Consider the following 16,141-nt stretch of genomic DNA (forward strand, 5'->3'; position numbering starts at 1 on the left):
ACAATTTAACGAGCTCAAGCCGGGCCATTCTCCCGTTTATCCGCATCCGCGGTTGACGGCTGCCCGAATTCACGGATAAAAATGCCCCAGAACGCCATGAACAGGGCAGCCACAAGAGGCCCCATAACAAAGCCGTTAATGCCGAACATCACAATACCACCCAGAGTCGACAAGAGCACAAGATAATCCGGCATTTTGGTGTCACGCCCCACCAGAACCGGCCTGAGCAGGTTGTCGGCAAGTCCGATCACCACCACACCAAACACCGTCAGCACGATGGCCGGTACAAGGTCGCCGACCGCCGCGAGATAGACTGCCGCCGGCACCCAGACAATCGCCGCGCCCACCGCCGGCAGCAAAGAAACAATGGCCATGACCACGCCCCATAGCAAAGCCCCGGTGATGCCCAGAATCCAGAAAATCAGTCCGCCGAGGGCGCCCTGAATAATGGCGATCAGCAAGTTGCCCTTGACCGTGGCCCGGGTGACTTCGGCAAACTTGGCAAACAGCAGACGCTCGCGCTCATCGCCCAGCGGCAGCGCCTGGATCATCAGTTCCGTCAGTTTCTGACCATCACGTATCAGAAAAAACGCCAGGTAAACCATCAATGCCAACCCGAGGAAAAACTGAAAAGTATTCTGCCCGATCCCCAAGGCCTGTTTAGCCAGAAACTGGCTGCCTCCCAGGAAAGCGCTGACAGCCCGGTCTCTCAGATCGGCAAAATTGACATCAAACTGGGCCAGAAAGGCCTGAATGGCGGGAAAGGAACGGTTAACCTGATCAATATACTCGCCCGGGCGAATTTCCCCGGCCTGAATCTGCTGGTAAATCCCCATTCCCTCCGCAATCAGCGCCGCTCCCAGCACCAGCACGGGAATGACCACAATCGCCATGCAGACAAACAACGTGATAAGGGCGTTCAGCGTGGGACGATCACCAAACCTGCGCACCAGCAACTGCTGCACCGGGTGAAAAATCAGGGCGATGGCGACCGCCCAGAAAATCGGCCCGAAAAACGGCTTCATCAGCAGAATGAACGCAAGCGACACCCCAAGAAGCATCGCCAGAAAAGTCCGTGTCTCAAGTTTAGCGTACATAGAATCTGAATCCTGTGAGGGAACACGCCCAACCGGGGCTGTCACGACATAGCAGACTACCACGATAGCGTGGCCACTGTGGCGGAGTTCGGGTTATAGTGATGGGTTATTGATCAGCCGACAATACAGGATATGTCATTGGAAGCAGACAACTTTACCGTGGAGAGCGCCTTGGAGGCCGCGCTGGAACTTCAGAAGGTCCTGGCCGCCCGCACCCATCGCCGCAAGGTCATGGGGCAGGATGTGCTGGTGCCCGGCCAACTCGGCGAAGCCCTGAACCTGCCGAAAACCATCAGCCGGCTCCGGGGCAAACAGCAACGGTTGAGGGACCGGGGCCTGGAAGACTTCCAGGAGCTGTGGCCAACACTGTCTGCGCTCACCCGTAAACGGGTTCTGGACGGCCTGGGGTGGTACGACCCGACGGAACTCGACTGGGAAGACAAGCGCTCAAACCGCCGGCCAGTGGTCGACCCTGACGCGTGATGCGTATACCTGTGCTGAGCTGATCCCAACTGACACGGAACGGTCACACTTGGTCTATACGGTAGTAAAATAAGGAGGACAACCATGACAACAGAAACCAATCATTACATCGCAATACTGACCGAAGGCAGCGCGGTGCCCACGTTGCTGTGCGGCCATTGCCACTCGATCCTGTCGCGCACCCGGATGTTCCGGAATCAGGGCGAAGCCCGCCTGCCACTGGAATGCAACACGATCGGACTGTGCTCCGCGGACGACTGCGGCGCGGTGAACTGCTGTGATCAGGCGCTGGAAGGCATCGACAATCCGGAACGGCTGTTTGATATCGCATCCTGATTCAAAGCGGCAACGCTCTGTTACGCAACTCAAACACACAAAACGCCCATCTGCTTTATCCTGACCCATTGACGATTGTCGTTCCGATAATCACGCAACCACTCAGTCAGGACAGTCGATGGCATGCGTATTCTGAGAACCGACGAAGCCCGCTTCGCAGGCCTTCCGGATTATCCTTTTCCAGCGCATTATCTTGATGTCGAGCCCGGCCTGCGGATGCACTTCGTTGATGAAGGCCCCGCCGCCGCTGCGCCCGTTGTGATGCTGCACGGAGAGCCCTCCTGGTCGTACCTCTACCGGCACATGATTCCGCTGATTGCAGAGGCCGGCCATCGCGTGCTTGCTCCGGACCTTATCGGGTTCGGCAAGTCAGACAAGCCTGCAGACATCGGCGATTACAGCTACGACAATCACATGAAATGGCTGGCTCACTGGCTCGAAACACTGGACCTGACCAACGCCACGCTGATTTGCCAGAACTGGGGGTCGCTGCTGGGCCTGAGGCTGGCGGCAGAACATCATCGCCGGTTCAGCCGGATCATCGTAGGCAACGGAATGCTGCCGACGGGCGATAGCCGGGTACCGGCGGTATTCCGTTTGTGGAAAGCCTTCGCCAGCCATAGCCCGTGGTTCCCGATAGGGAAAATCGTCCAGCTCGGCACCGAGCGTTCGCTCAGCCCGGCGGAAATGGCAGCCTATGAGGCGCCCTTCCCCTCGCCAGAATACAAAGCCGGCGCCCGGGCCTTCCCGGCCTTGGTACCGATGTCGCCAGACGATCCGGCGAGTGCTGCCAACCGTGAGGCCTGGCGCGCCCTGGAGAAATGGCGCAAACCCTTCATTACCTGCTTCAGCAGTGGCGACCCGATTACCCGGGGCGGCGACCGCTACATGCAAAGGCGCATTCCCGGTGCCTTTGGTCAGCCGCACATTACCCTGAATGGCGGCCACTTCCTGCAAGAGGACTCACCTCGCCAGTTTGCCCGGGTCATCCTGGATGCGCTTAAAGCCGAAATGGCGGCCTGACGACTGCATTAGCCAAACACTGTGACGGTTTGCCGGCTGAGCGCCACCAACTCGCCCTCTGCGGTCCAGATTCCGGCGTGCGTATGGCCATATCCGGCGTCGGCCTGGTCGATCGTAGCCCGATACAAAAGCCAATCGTCCGGCTTGATGTCCGGCCGCGGGTGAACAATTTCCAGCGCCCAGCTCAACGAACTTGCCGGCGCCGGCCCCTTCAGGTGCGGTAGCAACGCCGGCGGCCAGGCATCGACAAGCGCGACAATATGAGCATCCGTGATACGTTCGGGGGCTTCCCTGAACTTCATCCAGCCGCCCATTTCACGGCCGCCCTTGCCTGAAAACGGCATATGCCCAAACGCCCATCGCATTTCTATATGACGGGTAAACTCGGGCGTCACCTTCGGAATATGCGGCAGCGACTGACATTGGTCGGCAGGCGTTGCTTCCGGCGCGAGCGTTGGTGCCACCCGGACAGCCGACTCGCGGCCACCGCCGAAACTGCCCAGGCATACCAGCCGTGGTTCGCCGTTCTGGATGATCCGCCCCTGAACCTGGGATACCGCCTTACCCTCCCGCAGGATCTCTGCCTCGACGCGGACCGGAACATCGGGCTCCACGGGCCCGACAAAGGATACCTGAAGCGCCCGCATGGCCCGGCCCTCGGTCACCTTGGCGGCCATCGCCTCGAAGACCAGAGCGGCAACCAGACCACCAAAGGTGGCACGCCCCTGGCCCCAGTCTGGCGGAATCACGGCTTCACCACTATGACGGACATTGTTGAGAATTGCGTCGAAGGTCATCTGCTTGAATTCCTGTTCATTAGTTTGCAAACCGACAAGACTGCACCAGTTACGGGAGGCTGACAATAGGCCAGCACCGGCAACTACCTATCGATTGCCGCACAATAGCCGTATAAAAGACTCCTCAAAGCGACTATAATGCAACAAAATCATGCACTGTATCCGCAGTGCGATACCCTCCGAATACCGAGTACGTTCATGTCAGAATTGTCTTTTGCCGAACTGGGGCTGGATCCAGCAGTACTGGAAGCCGTCTCCGCCGTTGGCTATGAAACCCCGTCGCCCATCCAGGCGCAATCCATTCCAGCGCTGCTGGCCGGCAATCATCTACTGGGTGTGGCCCAGACCGGCACCGGTAAGACCGCAGCCTTTGCCCTGCCCTTGTTGAGCCGGATTGACGCCAGTGTCGCCGAGCCCCAAATTCTGGTGCTGGCGCCCACCCGGGAACTGGCCATCCAGGTCGCCGAGGCTTTCACTACTTACGCCAGCAAGTTCCGCAACTTTCACGTTCTGCCGATTTATGGCGGGCAGGATTTTGCGCCGCAGATCCGCGGCCTGAAACGCGGAGCGCAAGTCATTGTCGGAACGCCAGGCCGGATGCTCGACCATCTGCGCAAGGGCACCCTGAAACTGGGCAGCCTGAAGGCACTGGTTCTGGATGAAGCCGACGAAATGCTGCGTATGGGCTTCATCGACGATGTGGAAGCCATTCTGGCAAAAACACCAGATACCTGTCAGCGCGCCCTGTTCTCCGCCACCATGCCACAGCAAATCAAAAAAGTGGCTCAGACGTACCTGAAGAATGCGACTGAGGTGAAGATTGCCAGCGAGACCCGCACGGTCGAGCGCATTGCCCAATTTGTGCTGCCGGTTTATGCCGAGCGCAAGATCGACGCCCTTACCCGCATTCTGGAAGTAGAGCCGTTCGACGCTGCCATTATCTTCGTGCGGACCAAGGCGGAAACCACGTTACTGGCCGAGAAGATGTCAGCTCGAGGGCACGCAGTGGCCCCGCTGAACGGCGATCTGAACCAGCGCCAGCGTGAACAAACCGTCGAAGACCTCAAGCGCGGCAAAAAAGACATCATCATTGCCACCGATGTTGCCGCCCGTGGCCTCGATGTGCCCCGGATTACCCACGTCATCAACTATGACGTACCTTACGATACCGAGGCGTACATTCACCGGGTTGGCCGTACCGGTCGTGCTGGCCGCACCGGTAAAGCGATTTTGCTGGTGACTCCCCGTGAGCGCAGCTGGCTGCGCACCCTGGAACGGGCCACCAACTCGCCGATGGAACCGTACCAGTTGCCCTCCCCTGCCGCCCTGCAGAAAATGCGGGTAGAGCAGTTTGAGTCCCAGCTTCTGGGCTTTACCGACGATCCCCGTGCAGCCAAAGCCATTGCTTTGCTGGATGAGATCGCGGAAAGGAACGACATGGATATGGCCGCTGTTGCCGGCGCTCTGGCCTGCTGGATGGAAGCATCCCAGCCGGATTCTCTGCCGCTGGAACAACCGGAAGCCCTGCCGGAAATTTCAGCAGCTCCGCGCCGCGACCGCAAAGGCCCGCCACCGGGCAAAGGCGGCTTCCGTAAAGGCGGTCCCGGCAAGAAGTTCAACAAGGACGGCAAGCCCGGCTTCCGCAAAAGTGGCCCGAAAGGCGCCAAGGGTGGAAAGCCGGCAAGCAAAGGCCCCAAGCGTGCACCGCGCTGAGGGCCCGGCCCGCAGCCGGTCAGATCATTCTGGCCGGCTGCGCTGGTAAACCACAAAGCTGTAATCGTATGGATTGTTGTCGGACGCGGAAAAATCTTCGCGTCCGATTTCTTCCCACTCGCTCCAGTCCACCTCCGGAAAATACGCATCGCCCTCCACGTCGGCGTGCACCTGGGTGACGTACATCCGGTCGATCATCGGTAGCGCCTCGGCATATATCTGCCCGCCGCCAATAATCATGACTTCCTCCCCGCCTTCCAGCACCGCCTGGGCCTCGGCTTTCACCAGCGCAGTATCGAGTGATGCCGCCGCAACCGTGCCAGCCGGCGCCTGCCAGTCCGCGTTGCGCGAAATCACTACGTTCATCCGCCCCGGCAACGGCCGGCCAATAGAGTCCCAGGTTTTCCGCCCCATAATAATGGGCTTGCCCATGGTGGCCTGCTTGAAGTAACGAAGATCACCCGGCAGATACCACGGTAGCTTGTTGTTGCGACCAATCACCCGGTTTTGGGCCATGGCCACGATGAGGGCCTTACGCATAGGGAACTCCTTGATCAGATCGCAATGGGGGCTTTGATAACCGGATGCGGGTCATAGCCATCGAATTCAAAATCCTCAAGCTCATAGTCAAAAATCGACGCCGGCTTGCGCTTGATCACCAGTTTCGGCCGCGCTCGCGGCTCGCGTTTGAGCTGCTCGAACACAATGTCATCCGTCAGATGGTTCTGATAGATGTGACAATCGCCAAACGTATGCACAAACTCCCCAACGTCGAGATCACACTGCTGGGCGATCATGTGCGTCAGCAACGCGTAGGAAGCGATATTGAAGGGCACACCGAGGAACAGATCGGCGCTGCGCTGGTAAAGCTGGCAGGAAAGCTTGCCGTCGGCCACGTAAAACTGGAACAGACAATGGCACGGGGCAAGCGCCATCCGGCCGGCCCGCACGTTATCCTGGGGGCTGACCGATTCATCCGGCAGCTCAGCGGGATTCCAGGCCGAAACAATCAACCGCCGGGAGTTGGGCTTGCTGCGAATCTGTTCGATCAGGTCACTGATCTGATCCACTACGCGGCCATCGTGACACTGCCAGCTGCGCCACTGTTTGCCGTAGATCGGCCCCAGGTCGCCATTGTCCAGGGCCCATTCATTCCAGATACGGACATTACGGTCGGCCAGCCAGGTATTGTCGGTGGAGCCTTTAAGGAACCAGAGCAGCTCATAGATGATGCTGCGCAAGTGAACTTTCTTGGTGGTTACCAACGGGAACCCCTGCTGCAGGTCAAAGCGCATCTGGCGACCAAAAACCGACCGGGTACCGACCCCCGTCCGGTCACCTTTATCCAATCCGTTATCCACCACATCCTGCATCAGATCGAGGTAGGCTTTCATCGGGCATCTCTCCGGTAAGCAAGGAACATCAGGGCGGCGCCGGCAGCGATCATCGGCGTCGACAGCACCTGCCCCATGGTGAGCCAGTCAAAGGCCAGATACCCCAGCTGGGGGTCTGGCTGGCGAACGAATTCAACCAGAAAACGGAAAATGCCATAGCATACGAGGAACAGTCCGGATACCGCCATTTTCGGCCGCGGCTTCGATGAGAACCACCAGAGAATCGCGAACAGCACCACGCCCTCCAGCGCAAACTGGTACAACTGCGAGGGATGTCTGGCGAGGCTGTCCGGTGCGTTTGGGAACACCATGCCCCAGGCGACATCGGTAGGCTTACCCCAAAGCTCGCCATTGATAAAGTTGCCAATGCGACCGGCCCCCAGGCCGACGGGCACCAACGGTGCGACAAAATCGGCAATTTTCCAGAAGCCGGCGCCCGTTTTACGGCCATACCAAGCCATGGCCAGCATCACCCCCAGAAGACCGCCATGAAAGGACATACCGCCCTCCCAGACCCGCAGTAACCACAAGGGATCCGCCAGAAACGCATCAAAATTGTAGAAGACGACATAACCAAAGCGCCCGCCCAGAATAACGCCCAGGGCCAGATAGAACAGCAGATCGCCTACCTGCTCTTCATTGAGGGGTGACCATGGTTTATGGGAGCGAAGACGCCCGAGCCACCAACCGGCGGCAAAGCCGACCAGATAAGTCAGACCATACCAATGGATTTTCAACGGCCCGATAGCGATCGCCACCGGATCAAACTGTGGATGCTGCAGCATGAATGCTCTCTTAGCTCAGAAGAAATCGTAAACCAACCAGTACCAGTACAATGGCGAAAATGCGTTTTAAAAGACGCCCGTCCAGACGATGAGCCAGGCGAGCGCCAATCCGGGCGAAAAACACACTGGTGGTAACCACGCCCACCAGTGCCGGCAAGTAGATAAAACCAAGGCTGAAATCCGGCAGGCCGGGGTTCTGCCAACCCGTACCGACGTTCGCCAGCGCCCCGGCAATGGCAATCGGAAATCCGCAGGCTGCCGAGGTTGCCACAGCCTGCTGCATCTTGACATTGCACCAGCTCAGATAGGGTACGGTCAGGGTGCCTCCGCCAATGCCAAAGATAGCCGAGGCCCAGCCGACAAGGCCACCGGCGACACCAAGCCCGGCGGTACCCGGCACCACGCGGCCCGGCCTGGGATTCACTTCAAGGATCATTTTAAGCGCCACCAGAATGACGAAGATGCCGATAATGGTCTCCAGCGCCGGCCCGCTCAACAGAGCTGCCGTCCAGGCCCCCAGTACCGCGCCGAACACGATTCCGACCGTCATGGGACGAAAAAGATCCCAGCGCACAGCACCATGCTGGTGGTGAGTGCGTATCGAGCTGATCGACGTGAACATAATGGTGGCCAATGACGTACCAACGGCCAGATGGGCGGCAATCTCGGGGCTGATCCCCTGCAGCCCGAAACTGAAGATCAGCACCGGCACGATAATCAGCCCGCCACCAATCCCGAACAGGCCGGCCATCGTGCCTGCCAGTGAACCCAACAGAAGATACAGTACGATTATGCCTGCCATGCTCATGGTTACAGATCACCCCGGCTCAAATCAGGCTGGTATGATACGCAGGAATGCCCCTGACTGCAGCCCACGCACCCGAGGAATTGCCCAGATCCATGTGCCTTATCACTTTCGCCATCGGCCAGAATCCCCGTTTCCCCCTTGTGGTTGCCGCCAACCGCGATGAATTCTTTCACCGCCCCACGGCGACAATGGACTGGTGGCAAACCGACAGCGGCCAGCACATTCTGGCAGGTCGGGACCTGGCTTCAGGCGGCACCTGGCTTGCCGTTGCACCGGACGGCCGGGTAACAGCGGTTACCAATGTGCGGGAAGGCAGCCCTGAAACGGGCCGGTATAGCCGGGGCGAACTGCCCATACGCGCGCTCGCGGAACCGGAAGGCAAACTGCAAGCCGGCCTGGCGGCAGACACCGAACGGTACTCGGGCTTTAACCTGGTCGCTCTGGCCGAGCACGGCGGCTGGTATTTCAGTAACCGCGATGCCCACCCCGGTCGTCAGCTCTTTCGCGGGCACTACGGACTGAGCAATCACCTGCTGCAGACACCCTGGCCAAAATTACTGCGGCTTCGCTCAGCGTTTGCCCATGCCGTCGAACAGGCCAACCCCGACACCAACGCCTTGCACACACGGCTGCTGCCGCTGCTTCAGGACACCAGCCCGGCACCGGACCGGATGCTGCCGGATACCGGCGTTGGGCTGGAAACTGAACGCTTCCTGTCTTCCCCTTTTGTTGTTGGCGAAAACTACGGCACCCGCGCCACTACGATTATCACACAGGACATAGATGGCCAGCTTACCGTGACCGAACAGTCCTGGGGCCCCGGCGGCAAGATGCTGGAAAAACGGCAGTTCAGCTGGCAGCGGTAACAAATGGACTCTGATATAATTCGCGCACTTTCAGAAACCCCGACCGGAGGTCGTCCCATGGCCGGCGAGAACACCAACAGCGCTTCAATAGCCGACTTTGAGAAATCCCTCAACGAACTCGAACAGCTGGTTCGCGATCTGGAAAAGGGCGAGCTTTCCCTGGAGCAGTCACTGGCGGCTTTTGAGCGCGGCGTAAAGCTCACGCGCGAGTGCCAGAGCGCCCTCAAATCGGCAGAGCAGAGAGTTGAGCAACTGGTCCAGAACAGCGATGGAACACTGGAAACCCGGCCCTTCTCCACAGATGACGAACAGTGATGGACAATCGTATCAGCCGGGCCACGGCCTACCTTGAACAGTGCCGCCAGCAGATCGATGAAGAACTGGAGCTCTGCATCAGCCGGCACTCTGCCTCACAACGACTTCAGGACACCATGCGTTACTGTGTACTGGGAGGCGGCAAACGGGTGCGCCCGGCGCTCTGCCTGGCAGCCGCCCGGGCCATGGGCGTAGACGACAACGTTGCCCTGATACCGGCGTGCGCCCTGGAACTGATTCACGCTTATTCCCTGGTGCATGATGACTTGCCTGCCATGGACGATGACGACCTTCGTCGCGGGCGACCGACCGCACATATTGCGTTCGATGAAGCATCGGCGATTCTCGCTGGCGATGCCCTGCAGACACTGGCGTTTGCATTGCTCTCCGAGGCCCCGACACTGTCAGACCGACAGCGAGTGGCCATGGTGGCAGAGCTGGCCCGCTCAAGCGGCCACCAAGGCATGGTGGGCGGACAGGCCATTGATCTGGAATCGGTTGGCCAGTTGCTTGATGTGGAACAGCTGGAAACCATGCATCGGCACAAAACCGGCGCTCTGATTGTCGCCAGTGTCCGCCTCGGCGCCCTGACCGCCGAGAAAGTAACCGAGCATCAGCTGACAAGCCTGACCCGATACGCAAGCGCCCTCGGGCTGGCTTTCCAGGTGCAGGATGATCTGCTGGATATTGAGGGCGACACGCAGGTGATTGGCAAACGACAGGGCTCGGATGCCGCTAAAGCCAAACCCACGTATCCGGCTCTTCTGGGGGTCGACGGAGCCCGCCAACACCTGGCAAGGCTGCTACAGGAAGCGCTTGACGCACTCGCCGATTTTGGCCCGGAAGCCGATACCCTCAGGGCCATGGCAGACTACGTGGTGGCCCGAAGCCATTGAGGCCTTGCGCCACCGGCGCATCACGATTTTGTAACAAGGGGCCAAGGATGTATGAAACCGGGCCGCTTGTTACCTTATAATGCCAGCCATAGAACTCACATTCCGATAAAGACCCGAGCTGATGCAGGACACATATATTTTCAGGGAAATCCCATCCCAGCGCCCTAATACGCCGCTGCTCGACGGGATAGACGTGCCATCCCAGCTGCGTGAGTTACCCGCCGAGGATCTGCCCCGGCTGGCCAGGGAGCTCCGCGCCTTTTTGCTCTGGTCAGTCGGCCAGACCGGCGGGCACTTTGGCGCCGGCCTGGGCGTGCTTGAACTGACCGTGGCCCTGCATTACGTGTTCAACACACCGGAAGACCGGCTGGTCTGGGATGTGGGCCACCAGGCCTACCCCCACAAGATTCTGACCGGGCGCAAGGAACACATGGGCAGTATCCGCCGGCAAGGCGGCCTGGCCGGGTTCCCCAAGCGGGCGGAGAGTGAATACGATACGTTTGGCGTGGGCCACTCCAGCACCTCCATCAGCGCCGCCCTGGGCATGGCCATTGCCGCCCGTATGCAGAATACCGGGCGCAAGAGCATTGCGGTTATCGGTGATGGGGCAATGACTGCCGGGATGGCTTTCGAGGCCCTGAACCACGCCGGACACCTGCATTCCGATATGCTGGTGGTGCTGAACGACAATGATATGTCGATCTCCCACAACGTGGGCGGGCTTTCCAACTATTTCGCCAAGCTGCTGTCGAGCCGTGCCTACAATCAGGTTCGCGATGGCAGCAAAAAAGTGCTTAAAGGCGCGCCTCACCTGATGGCTCTGGCCAAGAAGACCGAAGAACATTTCAAAGGGATGATCGCCCCCGGCACGCTGTTCGAGGAACTGGGCTTCAATTACATCGGCCCGATTGATGGCCACGATCTGCCCCTGCTGGTCGAGACTCTCGAAAACATCAGGGAACTCGAAGGCCCGCAATTCCTGCACGTGGTGACCACCAAGGGCAAAGGTTTTGCCCCGGCCGAAGCCGACCCGATCGGTTACCACGCCATCAACAAAATCGAACCGGTACCCGCCAGCAAGCCTGAGCCGGTCAAACCCAAACCGGCCAAGCCGAAGTACGCCAACGTCTTCGGCCAATGGTTGTGCGACGCCGCAGAACAGGATGCACGCGTAGCCGGCATAACCCCGGCCATGTGCGAGGGTTCGGATCTGCTGGCATTCTCTAAACGTTTTCCAGAGCGCTATTTTGACGTCGCCATTGCCGAACAGCACGCGGTAACGCTCGCCGCTGGCCTGGCGTGCGACGGCGCCAAGCCGGTCGTCGCCATATATTCCACATTTCTGCAGCGGGCCTATGATCAACTGATACACGATGTCGCCATCCAGAACCTGGATGTGCTGTTTGCCATTGATCGGGCCGGCCTGGTTGGCGAAGACGGCCCCACCCATGCCGGGGCTTTCGACATCAGTTATCTGCGCTGCATTCCGAATATGGTGGTGATGACGCCATCCGATGAAAACGAGACCCGGCAGCTGCTGCAAACCGGCCTGCAATTCCAGGGTCCGGCCGCTGTTCGCTACCCCAGAGGCACCGGGCCCGGCGCCGAGATCCAACAGGCGCTCGCCGCTCTGCCAATTGGAAAAGGCCGGAGGGTGCGTGATGGCAACGGTGTGGCCATACTCAACTTCGGGACCTTACTGGTTCCCGCCATGGAAGCGGCAGAGGCATTGGGCGCCACTGTCGCGGATATGCGCTTCGTCAAACCGCTGGATGAAGCTCTGGTGCTGGAACTGGCAGAAACCCACGACTTGCTGGTAACACTGGAAGAAAACGTTATTGCCGGCGGTGCCGGCAGTGCCGTAACCGAATTCCTGAACGCCAGCCAGGTTACCATGCCGGTGCTGCAACTGGGGCTGCCAGACACCTTCGTTGACCACGGTCAGCACAAACAATTACTGCGGGATTGCGGGCTGGACGCAGATGGCATTCGCCGCCGTATTGCCACACGAATGAACAAACTGGGTCATCCAACCGCTCTGGCGGCGAAGTAACGCTGAATCGGGGCGGGGCGGACCTGAGCTGATCCGCCGGGGGCAGATCAGACCGGGTCGTCGTCCTGGTGGGTTTCCAGCCAGTGCCCCAGCTTACTCTGCTTGGTATTCAGGTAGTGCTCGTTGTGTGGGTTACGGCCAACGTGCAATGGCACTCTCTCGGTAATCTGGATGCCATAGGATTCCAGCGCCTTCACCTTACGCGGGTTGTTGGTCATCAGCTTCAAACTATTGATGCCGAGATGCTCGAGCATATCCCTGCACATACTGTAATCCCTGAGATCCGCACCAAACCCCAGGCGCTCGTTCGCTTCCACGGTATCCGCCCCCTGGTCTTGCAGCCGGTAGGCGCGGATTTTATTGAGCAAGCCAATACCCCGGCCTTCCTGACGCAGATACAGCAGTATTCCGCGACCCTCGCGAGCGATGCTGCGCAAGGCCTCTTCCAGCTGGTAGCCGCAATCACAGCGCATACTGTACAAGGCATCACCGGTCAGGCACTCGGAGTGGGTTCGGGCCAGCAGGGGTTCTCCGCTATCAATATCACCCAGCGTCAGTGCCACGTGCTCCTTCCCGGTGTCCGGCTCTTCAAAGCCGTGCATATCAAACACACCAAAAGGCGTTGGCAAACGGCAGGTTTCAATGTAACGGACAGCCACTGTGTTTCCTCGTGGTTCGGACAAATTGGGCGGGCATTCTATCATGTGGCTGCTTACCTGGCGTAGTGTCGACACGGTTCCCCTCCGGTTAATCGGTGCCAAGAGGGTTACGGTCCGGGCTGTGCATCAGATCATTGACCCGGGAGCACGCCAATGACCCGAGCGCCCACCCTTTTTTTCCAGCAGGCGCAGGTTGTCTATCACCATACCTTTATCAACAGCCTTGCACATATCGTAAATCGTCAACGCCGCAACACTCGCCGCCGTCAGCGCCTCCATCTCGACGCCAGTCTGACCCGCCAACTTACAGCGCGTCTCGATCGCTACCGATTCACCATCAGCGCCCGCGCTCAGCTCCACTTTTACAGAGGTCAGATTCAGCGCATGGCACAGCGGGATCAGGTCATGGGTTCGCTTGGCGGCCATGATGCCGGCAATACGGGCCGTTGCCAGAACATCGCCTTTCGGATGCTCGCCTTCGAGTATCATTCTGAGGGTTTCCGGCGTCATCCGGACACACGCCTCCGCACGGGCCTCGCGCTCGGTCACGGCTTTTTCGGTGACATCAACCATGCGGGCCTCGCCCTTGTCATCCAGGTGGGTCAACTTAGTCACAGCAGGCTCCCGTTCATTTGATCAAACATTCACTATGGCATGACCGGCAGGGCGATGGCATCCGTAGTCGCCTCCGCCCGTTTGGTCGTCACCACCAAAAGCTGATACCAGCCACACCCTGTCCGCCGAGAGCACGAACCCGGGGCTCGTGCTCAGGGCCGAGGCCACCAATGCCATACACCGGCACGTTTGCCGTGGCCACAAGCTCCCGGAACAGGCTCCACCCCATACCAGGCTGCCCCGGATGACTGGCCGTTTCCAGGACACTCCCCAGCAGGACGTAGTCTGCCCCCAGGCGCTCGGCATGGCGCATCTGTTCAGCACTGTGGCAGGACACTCCCAGCCAGAGATCCGTCTCTACAGGGCGCTCAGAGAGCTGCTCTGCCTCATGCCAGGGCAGGTGCAGGCCGCCAGCCCCGGGCACAAGGCCGCTCAGAGCTGCCGGGCCGTGTAAAATCAGGCCCACACCTCGTTCCCGGCAGAGATTCCCTGCAGCCGATGCCAACTCCAGGTAAGCCTGCTGTGGCAGCGCCGGAGCACGCAGCACTACCAGCGAGCCCGGCTCTATCCTGTCAAGCGCCGCTCTGAACCGGGCATCGCCCGCCGGACCGTTCTCGACAACACCGGTCACCGCCAGCCGGTGAGGCAGCCGCAGTGCTCTGATGATCGGCCGATTGGCCGCCGGAAAGTCCTCATCCTTCAGCGTATCCGGGCTCACCCAGCTCACTGGCTGCCCTTCCTTGCCCTCAGGTTCGCCATGAGCCGAGTGGCTGAGCCAGACGTCCAGAAACACGCACTTGTCGCCATAGTCATGACGTATCCCGATAACCGGCTCCAGACTGCTCTCAGACAGCACCACCCCTGTTTCTTCAAGGATTTCACGGCACAGGGCCTGTTGCACGGTTTCCCCTGCCTCTACCTTGCCACCCGGGAATTCCAGTAATCCTCCCTGATGCGCGCTGTCCGGACGCCGCGCAATCAGCACGCGGCCGTCGCGCACGACCACCCCGACGGCCACATGAACCACCTTGCGGATGTCAGAGCCCGGCATATCGGTTTCAGGTACGGTATTCAGCATTGATCGTTACATAATCGTGGGAAAAGTCGCAGGTCCAAACGGTTTCCCGAACACTGCCCCGCTTGAGATCGATAGCAATCGTGATCTCTTCCTGGTCCATCACGGCCTGACCACGGGACTCGGAATAATCTTCAGCGCGCCCCCCGTTGCGCACCAGGCATACATCTCCCAGAAAGATCTCGAGGGCCGTCAGATCCAGGTTTTCCAACCCCGCCCGGCCAACGGCGGCGAGGATGCGCCCCCAGTTGGGGTCTGAAGCGAACAGCGCCGTTTTGACCAACGGGGAGTGTGCCACCGTGTAGGCAACATCCAGAGCCTCTTGCTGATGGGCTGCGCCCCTGACATCGATGGTTACAAACTTGGTCGCACCCTCACCGTCCCGGACAATGGCGTGAGCCAGCTCCAGATACACCTCGTGAAGCGCGTCCCTCAATACCGGCAGCAGCGGGCTGTCTGCCGTGATCTCCGGCCCGCCATACTGGCCACTGGCCATGAGCATGCAGGCATCGTTGGTGGAGGTGTCGCCGTCAATGGTAATACGATTGAAGGACACCTCACCCAACTCGGACGCCAGCATTTGCAGAACGTCAGGCGCCAACCGGGCATCTGTGGCGATAAAACCCAGCATGGTTGCCATGTTGGGACGAATCATTCCTGCTCCCTTGCTGATTCCCGAGATAGTTACCTTATGACCGTCCAGGTCCAGCTGGCGGGACGCTCCTTTGGGGCGGGTATCCGTGGTCATGATCCCCGATGCGGCTTCTGCCCAACGGTTCTCCCGGGTATCTGCCAGGGCGTCCGGCAGGGCGGTCACAATTTTTTCGGTCGGCAGGGGCTCGCCAATGACCCCGGTGGAAAACGGCAACACCTGGTCTTCCGAAACGCCCGCCTGTTTTGCCAGCGCTGCACAGCAGGCCTTCGCATCTGCCAGCCCATGCTCTCCGGTGCCGGCATTGGCGTTACCGGTATTGATCAACAGAAACCGCGGTGCCGCTTGAGACAGGTGAAGACGACTGAGAACCACGGGCGCTGCGCAGAACTGGTTGCGGGTAAAAATACCTGCAACCCGGGTTTCCGGGGCCAGATCGAACACTACGATGTCTTTTTTTCCGGGCTTTTTGATGCCCGCACTGGCAATGCCCAGCTTGATTCCCGCCACCGGGAAAAAATCGGGTAAGGTTCCGGGGCCTACGGCCATGCCTGTCTCCTTGATTTTGGCTGTT

At 59.6% G+C, this 16,141-nt stretch carries 18 protein-coding genes; 8 read left to right on the forward strand and 10 right to left on the reverse strand.

All coding sequences use genetic code 11. The features are described from left to right. Window positions 1-14 precede the first annotated feature (14 nt). Entirely contained in the window at window positions 15-1,097 is a 1,083-nt protein-coding gene (locus tag ACP2AU_RS13950) for an AI-2E family transporter (protein ID WP_426376809.1), read from the reverse strand. Between the two features lie 132 nt (window positions 1,098-1,229). Here ACP2AU_RS13950 and ACP2AU_RS13955 point away from each other — a divergent pair, with 132 nt between their 5' ends. From ACP2AU_RS13955 to ACP2AU_RS13965, 3 genes are all read left to right on the forward strand, one after another. Continuing rightward, window positions 1,230-1,580, forward strand: a complete 351-nt coding sequence (locus tag ACP2AU_RS13955) for a hypothetical protein (RefSeq protein ID WP_426376810.1) — start codon at window positions 1,230-1,232, stop codon at window positions 1,578-1,580. Window positions 1,581-1,664: 84 nt separating this feature from the next. Then, window positions 1,665-1,916: a hypothetical protein gene (locus ACP2AU_RS13960; protein WP_426376811.1), complete on the forward strand. Its 252-nt coding sequence runs from the start codon at window positions 1,665-1,667 to the stop codon at window positions 1,914-1,916. A 123-nt stretch (window positions 1,917-2,039) separates the two neighbouring features. Beyond that, on the forward strand, window positions 2,040-2,939 hold the full coding sequence (locus tag ACP2AU_RS13965) for a haloalkane dehalogenase (protein ID WP_426376812.1): 900 nt from the start codon (window positions 2,040-2,042) through the stop codon (window positions 2,937-2,939). Between the two features lie 8 nt (window positions 2,940-2,947). Here ACP2AU_RS13965 and ACP2AU_RS13970 read toward each other — a convergent pair whose 3' ends face one another. Beyond that, a complete protein-coding gene (locus ACP2AU_RS13970) occupies window positions 2,948-3,736 on the reverse strand; it encodes an acyl-CoA thioesterase (protein WP_426376813.1) in 789 nt (262 codons plus the stop codon). 198 nt (window positions 3,737-3,934) lie between these two features. On the opposite strand from ACP2AU_RS13970, the gene ACP2AU_RS13975 reads away from it, so the two are divergent. Then, a complete protein-coding gene (locus tag ACP2AU_RS13975; protein WP_426376814.1) occupies window positions 3,935-5,449 on the forward strand; it encodes a DEAD/DEAH box helicase in 1,515 nt (504 codons plus the stop codon). Window positions 5,450-5,473: 24 nt separating this feature from the next. Here ACP2AU_RS13975 and ACP2AU_RS13980 read toward each other — a convergent pair whose 3' ends face one another. Genes ACP2AU_RS13980 through ACP2AU_RS13995 form a run of 4 tightly spaced genes read right to left on the reverse strand, consistent with a single transcriptional unit; the run spans window position 5,474 to window position 8,436 of the window. Continuing rightward, window positions 5,474-5,989 (reverse strand): dihydrofolate reductase, encoded by a 516-nt coding sequence (locus ACP2AU_RS13980; protein ID WP_426376815.1) that lies wholly within the window; start codon window positions 5,987-5,989, stop codon window positions 5,474-5,476. Window positions 5,990-6,003: 14 nt separating this feature from the next. Continuing rightward, the gene (locus ACP2AU_RS13985) at window positions 6,004-6,843 is read right to left on the reverse strand and encodes a thymidylate synthase (protein ID WP_426376816.1); all 840 of its coding nucleotides are present in this window, start codon (window positions 6,841-6,843) and stop codon (window positions 6,004-6,006) included. After that, window positions 6,840-7,628, reverse strand: a complete 789-nt coding sequence (gene lgt / locus ACP2AU_RS13990; RefSeq protein WP_426376817.1) for a prolipoprotein diacylglyceryl transferase — start codon at window positions 7,626-7,628, stop codon at window positions 6,840-6,842. Before lgt ends, ACP2AU_RS13985 begins: the two co-directional genes overlap by 4 nt. Before the next feature lie 10 nt (window positions 7,629-7,638). Next, window positions 7,639-8,436 carry a sulfite exporter TauE/SafE family protein gene (locus tag ACP2AU_RS13995; RefSeq protein WP_426376818.1) on the reverse strand — a complete coding sequence of 266 codons (798 nt, stop codon included), beginning with the start codon at window positions 8,434-8,436 and terminating at the stop codon, window positions 7,639-7,641. Between the two features lie 92 nt (window positions 8,437-8,528). Between ACP2AU_RS13995 and ACP2AU_RS14000 the strand changes: the two genes are divergently transcribed. The 4 genes from ACP2AU_RS14000 to dxs all read left to right on the forward strand — a co-directional run bounded on the left by ACP2AU_RS14000 (window position 8,529) and on the right by dxs (window position 12,566). Next, on the forward strand, window positions 8,529-9,302 hold the full coding sequence (locus tag ACP2AU_RS14000; RefSeq protein ID WP_426376863.1) for an NRDE family protein: 774 nt from the start codon (window positions 8,529-8,531) through the stop codon (window positions 9,300-9,302). A gap of 57 nt (window positions 9,303-9,359) precedes the next feature. Next, entirely contained in the window at window positions 9,360-9,617 is a 258-nt protein-coding gene (locus tag ACP2AU_RS14005) for an exodeoxyribonuclease VII small subunit (RefSeq protein WP_426376819.1), read from the forward strand. Further along, complete coding sequence (gene ispA, locus ACP2AU_RS14010; RefSeq protein ID WP_426376820.1) at window positions 9,617-10,513, forward strand: (2E,6E)-farnesyl diphosphate synthase; 897 nt, start codon at window positions 9,617-9,619, stop codon at window positions 10,511-10,513. Before ACP2AU_RS14005 ends, ispA begins: the two co-directional genes overlap by 1 nt. A gap of 121 nt (window positions 10,514-10,634) precedes the next feature. Then, window positions 10,635-12,566: a 1-deoxy-D-xylulose-5-phosphate synthase gene (dxs, locus tag ACP2AU_RS14015; protein ID WP_426376821.1), complete on the forward strand. Its 1,932-nt coding sequence runs from the start codon at window positions 10,635-10,637 to the stop codon at window positions 12,564-12,566. A gap of 47 nt (window positions 12,567-12,613) precedes the next feature. Here dxs and ribA read toward each other — a convergent pair whose 3' ends face one another. From ribA to argJ, 4 genes are all read right to left on the reverse strand, one after another. Beyond that, the gene (ribA, locus tag ACP2AU_RS14020; RefSeq protein ID WP_426376822.1) at window positions 12,614-13,225 is read right to left on the reverse strand and encodes a GTP cyclohydrolase II; all 612 of its coding nucleotides are present in this window, start codon (window positions 13,223-13,225) and stop codon (window positions 12,614-12,616) included. A 126-nt stretch (window positions 13,226-13,351) separates the two neighbouring features. Then, window positions 13,352-13,840: a cyclic pyranopterin monophosphate synthase MoaC gene (gene moaC / locus ACP2AU_RS14025; RefSeq protein WP_426376823.1), complete on the reverse strand. Its 489-nt coding sequence runs from the start codon at window positions 13,838-13,840 to the stop codon at window positions 13,352-13,354. An 88-nt stretch (window positions 13,841-13,928) separates the two neighbouring features. Then, on the reverse strand, window positions 13,929-14,918 hold the full coding sequence (locus ACP2AU_RS14030) for a Nudix family hydrolase (RefSeq protein ID WP_426376824.1): 990 nt from the start codon (window positions 14,916-14,918) through the stop codon (window positions 13,929-13,931). After that, window positions 14,899-16,116: a bifunctional glutamate N-acetyltransferase/amino-acid acetyltransferase ArgJ gene (argJ, locus tag ACP2AU_RS14035; RefSeq protein WP_426376825.1), complete on the reverse strand. Its 1,218-nt coding sequence runs from the start codon at window positions 16,114-16,116 to the stop codon at window positions 14,899-14,901. Before argJ ends, ACP2AU_RS14030 begins: the two co-directional genes overlap by 20 nt. Window positions 16,117-16,141 lie beyond the last annotated feature (25 nt).

This window comes from Marinobacter sp. VGCF2001 (genome assembly GCF_049943275.1).
Taxonomy (GTDB): Bacteria; Pseudomonadota; Gammaproteobacteria; order Pseudomonadales; family Oleiphilaceae; genus Marinobacter.